At 66.9% G+C, this 10,862-nt stretch carries 10 protein-coding genes; 1 reads left to right on the plus strand and 9 read right to left on the minus strand.

Annotation, left to right across the window (positions count from 1 at the left end; genetic code table 11):
- The 5 genes from ACIQ3R_RS10105 to ACIQ3R_RS10125 all read right to left on the minus strand — a co-directional run.
- On the minus strand, window positions 1-748 hold a 748-nt coding region (locus tag ACIQ3R_RS10105; protein ID WP_397417996.1), incomplete at its 3' end, for a lipoyl synthase.
- A gap of 30 nt (window positions 749-778) precedes the next feature.
- Window positions 779-1,663, minus strand: a complete 885-nt coding sequence (locus tag ACIQ3R_RS10110; RefSeq protein ID WP_397417999.1) for a 4-(cytidine 5'-diphospho)-2-C-methyl-D-erythritol kinase — start codon at window positions 1,661-1,663, stop codon at window positions 779-781.
- 3 nt (window positions 1,664-1,666) lie between these two features.
- On the minus strand, window positions 1,667-3,355 hold the full coding sequence (locus tag ACIQ3R_RS10115; protein WP_397418001.1) for a tetratricopeptide repeat protein: 1,689 nt from the start codon (window positions 3,353-3,355) through the stop codon (window positions 1,667-1,669).
- A gap of 46 nt (window positions 3,356-3,401) precedes the next feature.
- A complete protein-coding gene (locus ACIQ3R_RS10120; protein ID WP_397418003.1) occupies window positions 3,402-5,060 on the minus strand; it encodes an electron transfer flavoprotein-ubiquinone oxidoreductase in 1,659 nt (552 codons plus the stop codon).
- 112 nt (window positions 5,061-5,172) lie between these two features.
- Window positions 5,173-6,597, minus strand: a complete 1,425-nt coding sequence (locus ACIQ3R_RS10125) for a M48 family metalloprotease (protein ID WP_397418005.1) — start codon at window positions 6,595-6,597, stop codon at window positions 5,173-5,175.
- 83 nt (window positions 6,598-6,680) lie between these two features.
- On the opposite strand from ACIQ3R_RS10125, the gene ACIQ3R_RS10130 reads away from it, so the two are divergent.
- Complete coding sequence (locus ACIQ3R_RS10130) at window positions 6,681-7,514, plus strand: uracil-DNA glycosylase family protein (protein ID WP_397418007.1); 834 nt, start codon at window positions 6,681-6,683, stop codon at window positions 7,512-7,514.
- Here ACIQ3R_RS10130 and lpxB read toward each other — a convergent pair.
- The 4 genes from lpxB to fabZ are packed head-to-tail and all read right to left on the minus strand — an operon-like array spanning window position 7,494 to window position 10,770.
- A complete protein-coding gene (lpxB, locus tag ACIQ3R_RS10135; RefSeq protein WP_397418015.1) occupies window positions 7,494-8,636 on the minus strand; it encodes a lipid-A-disaccharide synthase in 1,143 nt (380 codons plus the stop codon). The two genes, ACIQ3R_RS10130 and lpxB, sit on opposite strands and share 21 nt — an antisense overlap.
- 20 nt (window positions 8,637-8,656) lie before the next feature.
- On the minus strand, window positions 8,657-9,496 hold the full coding sequence (locus ACIQ3R_RS10140; RefSeq protein ID WP_397418009.1) for an LpxI family protein: 840 nt from the start codon (window positions 9,494-9,496) through the stop codon (window positions 8,657-8,659).
- A gap of 1 nt (window position 9,497) precedes the next feature.
- Window positions 9,498-10,295, minus strand: coding sequence for an acyl-ACP--UDP-N-acetylglucosamine O-acyltransferase (gene lpxA / locus ACIQ3R_RS10145; protein ID WP_397418011.1), 798 nt, complete (start codon window positions 10,293-10,295; stop codon window positions 9,498-9,500).
- A gap of 4 nt (window positions 10,296-10,299) precedes the next feature.
- Window positions 10,300-10,770 carry a 3-hydroxyacyl-ACP dehydratase FabZ gene (gene fabZ, locus ACIQ3R_RS10150; RefSeq protein ID WP_397418013.1) on the minus strand — a complete coding sequence of 157 codons (471 nt, stop codon included), beginning with the start codon at window positions 10,768-10,770 and terminating at the stop codon, window positions 10,300-10,302.
- Window positions 10,771-10,862 lie beyond the last annotated feature (92 nt).

Genomic DNA, 10,862 nt, shown 5'->3' on the forward strand with positions numbered 1-10,862 from the left:
AATCGACGCCCGCGGAGCGCATGTCGTCCATCACCTGCATCACCTCTTCCTTCGCTTCGCCAAGACCGACCATCAGTCCCGACTTGGTGAACTGCAGGGGATCCCGTTCCTTCACACGCTCGAGCAGGCGCAAAGAGTTGTAGTATCGCGCGCCGGGCCGGATGCTGAGATAGAGACGCGGTACGGTCTCCAGGTTGTGATTGAAGACGTCAGGCCGCGCATCAATCACCTGATGCACCGCCGCCACCGGCTTGCGCAGAAAGTCCGGGGTCAGGATTTCAATGGTGGCGCCCGGCGCGGTTTCGCGGATCGCGTTCACCACCGCGGCGAAGTGACCCGCCCCGCCGTCCGCCAGATCATCGCGATCCACCGAGGTGATCACCACATGCTTCAGGGCCATCTTGGCGACCGCGTCTGCGACACGCTGAGGCTCGGTGGCGTCCACCGGCCCCGGCTTCCCGGTCGCCACATTGCAGAAGGCGCAGGCCCGCGTGCAGATCTCGCCCAGGATCATCATGGTCGCGTGGCTCTTGGACCAGCACTCCCCGATGTTGGGGCATGCCGCCTCTTCACAGACCGTCACCAGCCCGTGGCTCTTCACGATCTCGCGGGTGGCGTTGTACCCGGGCGAGCCCGGGGCGCGGACCCGCAACCACTCCGGCTTGCGCAGGATCGGCGTCTCCGGCCGGCTCTGCTTCTCAGGGTGGCGCACGCGCGGCGCGCCAAGGGTGTCGATGACCACAGCCATGCTCCTAGATCGGCCCTTCGCTTCTCCGGATCAAGCGTCCGCGTCCCAGGGCCCGCCCAGTCGACACCGCCTGACCCACCAGCGCGGCGCCATCGCCTCCAAGCGTTCGGCCAAGGTCTCCGCAGCGATGTCGTCGGCGCAAAGCGCAAAGCAGGTGCCGCCCGAGCCCGAGACGCGCGCAAGAAGCGTCTCCGGCTCATCTCGCAGGGTCTCAAGCACTGCGCCGACCGCCGGGGCCACCGCTATCGCTGGGGCCTCCAGATCGTTGCGCTGCCCCAGAAGCCAACCGGACAATTCCTCGGCGCTCTCGAAGGCTGAGGGCATCCGCGGCGGCGCCACATCGCCGAATGCGCCACTTGCATCCAACTGCCGGTAGACCAGCGGGGTCGAGACCGCCACGCCCGGATTCACCAGCACCGCATGCACGTCCGGCAAGGCAGGCGCGGGCGAGAGCCGCTCACCCCGCCCCTCGGCCAGCACGGGTCGTCCCCAAAGGCAGGCCGCGCCGTCCGCTCCAGTCTGCGCGGCGATTCGCTCCAGACGGGCATCATCTACGCCCGGCGCAAACACGTTCCGAATCAGCCGCAAAGCGGCGCCCGCGTCACTTGAACCGCCCCCAAGTCCGGCCGCCACCGGCAGACGCTTCACGAGATTGAAGGTCATCTCATCAATTGGCCGGCCATGGTCGGCCACAAACGCGCGAACCGCCTTCAGGATGAGATTGTCGACCGGATTTCCAAGCTCGCCGGCGAAGGGCCCGCTCGCCAGCACCGCGCCGGGCCCGAGCTTCACCGAGACCTCGTCCCCGACATCGGCGAAGGCCATCAGGCTGCACAGTGGGTGGTACCGGTCCGCAGCAGGCGGCCCAACGTGGAGAAACAGGTTCACCTTGGCCGGCGCGAAGGCCCGGGCCACGGCTTAGGGTCCAGCGACGCGCGGCTTCGGCCCCAGACCGCCAGCGATCTTGGCCTCAGCATCGGCGCGCATCTTCGCATCCGGATCCAGCGTCAGCACGCGCCGCCATTGAAAGCCCGCTTCGTCCTTGCGCCCGACCATCCAATAGGCATCGCCCAGATGGTTGTTGATTTCCGGGTCCCCGGCCTCCAGTTCGACCGCTTGTTCCAGCAGTTCGACCGCCTTGGCGTAGTCACCCTTACGGAAATAGGCCCACCCCAGGCTGTCCACGATGGCGCCTGAACGCGGATTGGCCGCAAGCGCCTTCTCGATCATGCCCTTGGCCTCATCGAGCCGCTCGCCCCGATCAATCCACGCGTAGCCGAGATAATTGAGCAATTCCGACTCATCCGGCCGCAACGCCAGCGCCTTGGAGAGGTCGGCTTCCGCGGCCGTCCATCGGCCGCTGCGCTCATTGGCCTGGCCACGCGCATAGAAGAGCCGCCAATCCGGGCTCTTGGCCTCGTTGATCAGGCCGGTCAGGATTATGATCGCCTCGTCGAACTCCGAGTTGGCGCGCAACAGATCAGCCAGAGTGGCCCGCGCCTCAAGGTCTCCCGTCTCGGCCCCGGCCCGCGCGAGGCGAATCGCGGTCGTCTTGTCGCCGGCGCTTTGGTGGCTCCAGGCAAGCTTCGCCTGGGCCGACGGATACTCCGGCGAGTTGGGTTTGGGCTTGGCATAGGCGGCGCGGGCGCCTTCAGAGTCGCCCCGTTGTTGCAGCACGTCGCCCAACATGAGCCAGGCGTCATTGCGCTGAGGATCCAGGGTCAGCGCCAGCCGAAGATAGGCCAGAGCAACCTGATCCTGCTTGGCCGAAAGCATGGTCGCCGCAGGCGCCAGCAAGGCGAACGCCGCGCCTTCCTTCAGCGATGGCGCGTTGGGCGCCCCTCGCCCTGTCGCCGCCCGGGCGCGCGCCTGGGCAAGACCCAGACTGGCCGGGTTGCGTCCAATTCCCGCGTCATAGAGCGCTAAGGCCTCCGGTCGCCGTCCGCGCCGCTCCAGAAAGGCGCCATAAGCCAGCACCGCCAGTTCGCTGGGCGACCCACCGCCGGTCACCGCCTTGAAATCTGTTTCCGCCTCGTCGTAGCGCCTTGCCCGTTCGAAGAGGTGCGCCTGACCGATCTTGCCGAAGTAGTCCACGGCCGCATCGCCACGAACCTGCGGCCGCACGACAGCGCCTTCGGCGTCTCCGGCTGCCGCAGCGAACCAAGGACCGAGCAATGCCGATACGCTCCGATGCGGGAATCCGAGCGGCTCAGAACCCAGCGCCTCCCGCGCCGCCGCACCCTTTCCGTCCGCCAGCGCCGCCACGGCCTTCACCAACCGCCCGAGACGGCGCGCTGGCTCCGAGACCTCAGCGCCTTCCGGCGCAATCGCAGCCGCCGTCTTCACATCTCCGGCCAGCAGCGCCGACGTGAAGGCGCGCTCGACGATGGCCGGATCATCGCCACCCCCGGCGCGGGCCAGTTCAAGGAACCGCGCCGCCTCGCTATTGCGTCCGGCGTTCATGGCCGCGCCGCCCGCTAGGAACAGGCCATAGGCGCTCTCACCCACCACTGGCAGGCCCGTCGCCGACGATGGCGGCGGCGCACCTCCGGCGCACCCCGCGAGCAGGAGTGCGGGCACAGTGGCGATGAGGATCAAACGACGCATGGGATGAACCTTACGGCCGCTTGTGGCGCCCGCAAGGCCGCCCGCGTCACATATTCGGATAGTTCGGCCCGTCGCCCCCTTGGGGCGTCGTCCAGTCGATGTTCTGAGACGGGTCCTTGATGTCGCAGGTCTTGCAGTGGACGCAATTCTGGAAGTTGATCTGGAACTTGGGGTTGGAGCCGTCGTCGTCGGTCAGCACCTCATAAACCCCCGCCGGGCAATAGAGCCGCGCCGGCTCGCCATACTTCGGCAGGTTCACGCTGATCGGGACGGATGGATCCCGCAGCCGCAGATGCGCCGGTTGCGCCTCGTCGTGGTTGGTCGACGACAGGAACACGCTGGAGAGTTTGTCGAAACTCAGGACCCCATCCGGCTTCGGGTACTCGATCTTCTTGTAGTCCTTCGCGAGCCCGGTCGATTCCGCGTCCGACTTGCCGTGCTTCAGCGTGCCGAAGAACGAGAACCCGCCGAGCAGGTGCGTCGTCCACATCTCGAACATGCCCAGCGCGCCACCTATGGCGGTGCCATACTTCGAGAGGATCGGCTTGGCGTTGCGGACAACGTGCAGTTCCTTCTTCAGCCAGGAGGCGTCGAAGGCTTCGCCATATCCGGCCAGTTCATCGCCGGCGCGTCCTTCCGCGATGGCAGCGGCGGCGGCCTCCGCGGCCATGATCCCGCTTTTCATCGCCGCGTGGCTGCCCTTGATCCGCGGCACGTTCACGAAGCCCGCGCTGTCACCCAGCAGCACGCCGCCCGGGAATGACAGTTTCGGAATCGACTGCAGCCCCCCCTCGCTGATGGCCCGCGCGCCATAGGCGATGCGCTTGCCGCCTGCCAGATGCGGCGCCACGTCGGGATGGTGCTTGAAACGCTGGAACTCATCGAACGGTGAGAGCCACGGATTCTTGTAGTTCAGGTGCGTAACGAAGCCGATCGACACGTAGTTGTCGCCGAAATGATAGAGGAAGCTGCCGCCGCCGGTGGCGTTGTCGAGCGGCCAGCCGGTCGTGTGCTGAACCAACCCCGGCTTAAACACCTCGTCAGGAACCTGCCACAACTCCTTGATCCCAATGCCGTATTTTTCGACATCGCAATCCTTGGCGAGCTCGTACTTCTTGCGCAGCACCTTGGAAAGCGAGCCACGCACGCCCTCGCCGATCATCACGTACTTGCCGCGCAGTTCCATGCCGGGTTCGTAGTTCGGGCCCGGCTCGCCGTCCTTGCCGAGGCCGAACTCACCGGCCACCACGCCGACCAGCACATCGCCCTCGAACACGGGCGCTGAGGCCGCCATGCCCGGATAAATCTCCACCCCTAGCGCTTCGGCCTGTTGCGCCAGCCAACGACAGACATTGCCCAGCGAGGCGATATAGTTGCCGTGGTTGTTCATGAACGGCGGCATGGCCCACATCGGAAGCGACAGGCTGCCCTGTGGTCCGAGCAGCAGGAACTTGTCCTCGGTCACCGCCGTCTCGAGCGGCGCGCCCTGAGCCTTCCAATCCGGGATCAATTCCGTCAGGGCCTTCGGGTCGATCACGGCGCCCGACAGGATGTGAGCGCCAACCTCGGCGCCCTTCTCCAGCACCGCCACGGTGAGGTCGGGATTGATCTGCTTCAGCCGGATCGCCGCAGCAAGGCCTGAGGGCCCGGCCCCGACCACCACGACGTCATACTCCATCGCTTCCCGCTGGACGGCTTCGCTCATCGACGTCTCTTTCCTTCGCGCGGCGGCCGGCCGGACCCCGAGCCCGTCGCCGCCATGTGACCGCCTTATCCGAAGGTCTCGCAGGGGCGGTCAAGCGCCAAGCGCACTCCGATCAGCGTGGATCGCCCGTGATCACCTTCACCTTCCGTCCCGGTTCCAGGGGCTGACCTGGGTCGAGGGCGTTCAGCATCAGGAACAAGGGCAGCTTCTCACGCACCGACATCCGCTGCGCCAGCTTCTCGATCGTGTCGCCGCCGCGCACGGTGAGCAACTCAATCTTCTGTCCCGAAAGTAAAGCCGCTTCGCGCTCCGACAGCCGCCGCAGCGACCCATAGAGCGTGTCAAACACCCGGCCCCGCCCGGCCGGGGCCATGGAGACGAACTGATAGGCCCGGCCACCGCCGGCGCCATATGCAACCGCCACCAGATCCACCGGGTTTCCCTGCGAGCGCGCCCGCGACGGAAGGATCACGGCATCCAGCCCATTGATCCTGGTGGATGTCGGCTGGCCCCACTGAACCTGGGCCTGCCCTATGATTTCCCGCAGTGTCCGTGACGCCCGATCCTCCAACTCTCCGTCCAACGTAGCCATAGAGAACTCCGCCCGAAGTCCCCCGGCGCCCTCGATTCGCACCGCGCGCTGGCCGTTGACGAGCCGGAACCCCTCAGGCGCCTCGAAGGCCACCCTCAGACTGGGATGAATGAACGACTGGCCGACGATGACGCCCTGGTCCAGATCCGGCCCATAGGTCAGGCCGTCCATCGCCGTAAGATAGGGCGCCACCCCGGTCACCGGGTCGCCGAAGGTCACCTGTCGTCCGGCCTGTTGGGCCACCCGACGGATGCGGTCAGTGGTCAGCGGGTGGGTGCGCGCCCACACCGGCACGGCGTCGGTCGGCGCGGCCCCGCCCCTGGCGCTGTACTGATCCTCACGCTGCAGGCCCTCCAAGACCCGCGTGAGCCCCTGGGTGGCGTACCCTGACGCCGCCAGGTATCTCAGACCCAGGCTGTCGGCTTCATACTCCTGGTTCCGCGAGTAGCTGAGGGTCCCCAGCTTCGCCACTTGCCCCACTAGTCGTCCGGCCTGGTCGGACTTCGCCACCGCGCCGACGATCATCGCCGCAAGACCCGCGCCCACCTCGGCGTTTCGCTGCTTGCCCGCGTGGTTGGCTGTCACATGACCCAACTCATGGCCAAGCACACCAGCCAGTTCGGCTTCGGAATTCATGATCGCGAGAAGGCCGCGCGTCACATAGATGTAACACCCCGGAGGCGCGGTGAAGGCGTTCACCGTCTCGGAATTCACGACCGTGAAGGTGCATCGACCGGGCAGTCCGGCAGCCGCCGCCACCCTTTCGCCGACCCGCGCGACATAGGCGCCCTGCGGACCGTCATAGGCCCCGCCGGCGCTTTCCAGGATCTGCGCCTGCTGACGCCGCTCCGCCTCCCGGGCGCGCTCAGACTGCGCAAACGCCGGCGCCGAGCCCAGCACTACGAGGCCTGCGAGCAGGACCGACAGGGCTTTTGAACGGAACATGCGCGTCCTCGCGATTTGCGGCTGACACCGCGTCGGCTTCCCGCCAAGAGTGAACCAGTCCTCGACGAGAGACCAGATATCCCATGTCGGCCACGCCCGACTCGACACGTGCGATCGAGAGCCTGCTGGCCTTCTGGGCCGATGGCGGGGTCGACGCGATGCTGCTCGACACACCGGTGGACCGGATCGCCGCCGGGCGGGCCTTGCCGCCCCGCCCCGTCGTCGCAACCGCGGTCGTCTCCCCAAACCCGGTCCGGCGACGCCCTACAGCGATAGATCCTGACATGACCGTCGCCGTCGCGGCGGCGCGCGCTCTGGCGGCGGACGCCGGGACCTTGGAGGCTCTGGCTGAGGCCATTGCCGGATTCGAGGGTTGTCCACTTCGCTTCGAGGGCGCCGCAACCCAGGCCGTCGTCTACCGTGGCGAACCCCGCGCCCCGGTTCTGGTGATCGGCGAAGGTCCCGGTGCCGACGAAGACCGCCAGGGCCAGCCCTTCGTCGGCCGTTCAGGCCTACTTCTGGATCGCATGTTCGCGGCCGCCGGGCTGACGGACCGGGTCCTGATCACAAACACCGTCTTCTGGCGTCCACCCGGAAATCGCGAACCGACTCCCGCCGAACAGGCCGTCTGTGCGCCCTTCCTTTCGCGGATGATCGCCATTGTCCGGCCCCGCGCCCTGCTGCTGATCGGCGGCCCTTCGGCCAAATCGATGCTCAAACGGGACGAGGGGATCATGCGGATGCGCGGCCGCTGGGCGGAGTGGCGATCGGAGGATGGCGAACAGGTTGTCCCGGCGCTGCCGACGCTGCATCCCGCATTCCTGCTGCGCAATCCTATCGCCAAGCGAGACGCCTGGGCCGACATGCTGACCTTGGCGACGGCGCTCGACAGTCCGTCAGGTCGGGTCGGTCAATAGCCCCAGCACCGCGTCGGCGGCCACCTCATCGGGATGCCGCTCCGCCTTACCCATCAGCGTCAGCGCGGCGGTCTGGCGAGAGATCTGGTCGCGCCGTCGCGTCTGATCATCCAGGCGTAGAGCCACCTCGCGCGCCAGGGCGCGGCCGTTGCAGTCGTCCTGAATCAACTCCGGCGCTACGAAGTCCTTGGCCGCGACATTGAACAGTGTGACCCAGGGCGTACGGATCAAACGCTTCAGGATCGCATGGGTCAAAGGCGCCAGCCGATATCCCACCACCATGGGGCAACCGGCCACCGCCAACTGCGTCGTCACCGTGCCCGAACAGGCGAGCGCGATCATGGCGGCGCGCATGGCGTCGAGCTTGTCGGCCTCGCCCTCCACGACGTGAACCTTGAAGGGCCATCTCGCCGCGTGGGCCTTGACGGCGTCAGCAACAGTCGATGCGGCCGGGATGATCACCTGCAACTCCGGCCGCTCCGCCTTGAGGATGCGGGCAGCCTCTGCGAACGGGGGCAGCACCCGCTTGATCTCAGAAGGGCGACTGCCCGGCGCGATCAACAGCACCGGCGCGTCCCCGAGGCCCAACCGGGTCCGCAACCGCATCGGATCCGCCTGGGAGAAATTCAGATTCAACGTCGCGTCGCCGACGAACACCGTCTTCAGCCCATGCGCCTCGAAAGCCGGCGCATCGAAACGATGGATCGTCAGCAGCAGATCAAAAGCCCGCGCCAGGGTCCGCGCCCGCCCGGGCCGCGACGCCCACACCTGCGGCGCCACATACTTCACCAGCGGCATGCCCGGCCGATCCCGGCGCAGTCGGAGGGCGGCCCGCAACGTGAACCCCCAGCTGTCAATCAGCACGGCCACATCCGGCGTCTCGCGCACGGCGAGCGCCGCGGTTTCCTCCGCCCGGCGAACCACACGGCGCCAGGCCACGAGGCCTTCGACAAGTCCCAGGATCGAGAGTTCAGAGATATCGAAAGGGCTCAGGATACCCTCGGCCGCCATCTGCGCACCGCCGACGCCCACCAGTCGAACACGATCGCCCAGCTTGGCTTTTAGAGCCCTCGCAAGCCCCGCGCCCCGCTCATCCCCAGAGGCCTCAGCGGCCACCAGCATGACGATCAGCGGCGGCCCGGTCACGTCGCCTCCGGTTCGAGACCCAGGATGAACAGCCCAAGCTCGTCGGCCCGCGCCACCGCCGCGTCTCGATCCAGCACCAGGACTCCGCCGGCTGGGCCGGCAACGCCCGCCAGCCCGGCGCGGGCGGCGGCCTCGATCGTCGCCAGCCCGATGGTCGGAAGATCGACCCGAGTTTCCTGGATCGGTTTTGGAGCCTTGGCCAACACGCCCACACCCGCACCCGCCACGCCGCGCAGATGGGCCGGCAAGCCCGCGACCCTGGCCAACATGGCGTCAGTGCCCTCCTGCGCCTCGACTGCCAGCACCAAGCCCCGCGCCACCACCGAACCCTGACCGATGTCCAGTCGGCCGATCTCGCGGGCTACCGCATAAGCCCTTTGTGCGTCGGCCAGCGCATAAGGGTCCGGTGTATGGCGGCCGAGCACCCCCGGCGTCAGAGCCAGATCGCCCATCACTTCATGCGCGCCCTCAACACGGAAGCCCTCGGCCTCGAACTCACCGACCAGCAGCCGCAGCAACGCGTCATCGCCCTGACGAGCGGCGGCAATGGCCCGGGGCAACAGCTTAAGCCCGCGGAGATCGGGCAAGAGCGTCGAGAAATCAGGCCGCGCCACCTCTCCCGCCAGGCATACGGAGCCACAGCCCGCACGCTTGAGGGCCTTGAGGCACTTGCCGATCTCCGCCAGCCCGATCTCTGCGCCGGAAAACCCGTCGAGCCCCTGACCCGCGAAACCTTTAAGGCGCACCACGAACAGCGGCCGTCCCGAACGCTCGCAGTGCCGGGCGATCTCCAACGGCAACCCCCCGCCCCCGGCGATGAGGCCGAGCTTCTCCACCCTAAACCTCGCGCTCCGGCAGGCAGAGCGGCCGGCTGGCGTCGGCGCGGATGAAGTCGATGATCTCCATGACCGGCGCGCTCTTGCCGAATGCGACCTCGGTATCGTCGACGCGTTCCTGGAAGGTGCCCTCTTCTGCGAACATCAGGCGATAGGCCGAGCGGAGTTCGCTGATGGTCTCACGACCGAACTCACGACGCTTCAGGCCCACCAGATTCAGGCCTTCGAGGTGCGCGTGATTGCCCCAGACCATGCCGTAGGGGATCACGTCCTTGGTCACTGCCGCCAGTCCGCCGATGAACGCATAGCGCCCCACGCGGCAGTATTGATGGACCGCCGCCAGCCCGCTCACCATCACGAAGTCGCCAACATGCACATGGCCGCCCAAGGTGGCCGAGTGGGCCAGGATAACGTTGTCGCCGACGACGCAGTCATGGCCCACATGGCTGGTGGCCATAAACATCCCGTCGTTGCCCACGCGGGTGACGCCATCGCCGCCGGGGGCGCCGATGTGCATGGTGACGTGCTCCCAGATCTTGTTGCGGTCGCCGATCACCAACTCGGTCGGCTCGCCCCTGTAACCCGTATGGTGCGGCGGCCCCCCCAGATTGGTGAAGTTGCGCACCGAACAGTCCGCGCCGATCCGGGTTCGGTTCTCGATCACCACGTGCGCCAGCACCTGGGTCCGCGCGCCGATCCGAACGTGTTCTCCGATCAGGCTATAGGGCCCGATGCTGACTCCGTCGTCCAGTTCCGCGCCCTTGGCGACGATAGCGGTGGGGTGGATCTCGACAGCCAAGCGCTCAGGTCTCCACCACCATCGCCGCGAACTCGCATTCCGCAGCTACCTTGTCGCCGACCAGGCACTGGCCGGCGAACTTGAATATGTCGCCGCGATGGCGCGTCACCCGCACCGGCATGCGCACCACGTCGCCTGGCCGAACCGGCGAACGGAACCGGCAGTTGTCAGCACTCATGAAAAAGATCGCCTTGCCGGTCGTATCGACATCCAGCGACTTCGACATCAGCACGGCGCCGGTCTGGGCCATGGCCTCTATCAGCAGCACCGCCGGCATCACCGGATAGTGCGGGAAGTGGCCCTGGAAGAAGGGTTCGTTCACCGTCACGCACTTGATTCCGACGATGGATTCAGAGGGTTTGTAGTCCTCACACCGGTCCACCAGCAGCATCGGAAAACGATGCGGGATCCTGGCCATGACTTCTGTGATGTCGATATCGGTGGCGGTTTCCGCGGTTGGAGCCTTACGGGTCATGGGCGCTCCCCTGTTTTGCGGCCGGCCATCCGCGCGAGCCAGGCCGTCTCCTTCAACCACTGGCGGATCGGGCGGGCCGGCATGCCGCCCCA

This window comes from Phenylobacterium sp., from assembly GCF_044371015.1.
In the GTDB taxonomy this organism is placed as follows: Bacteria; Pseudomonadota; Alphaproteobacteria; order Caulobacterales; family Caulobacteraceae; genus Phenylobacterium.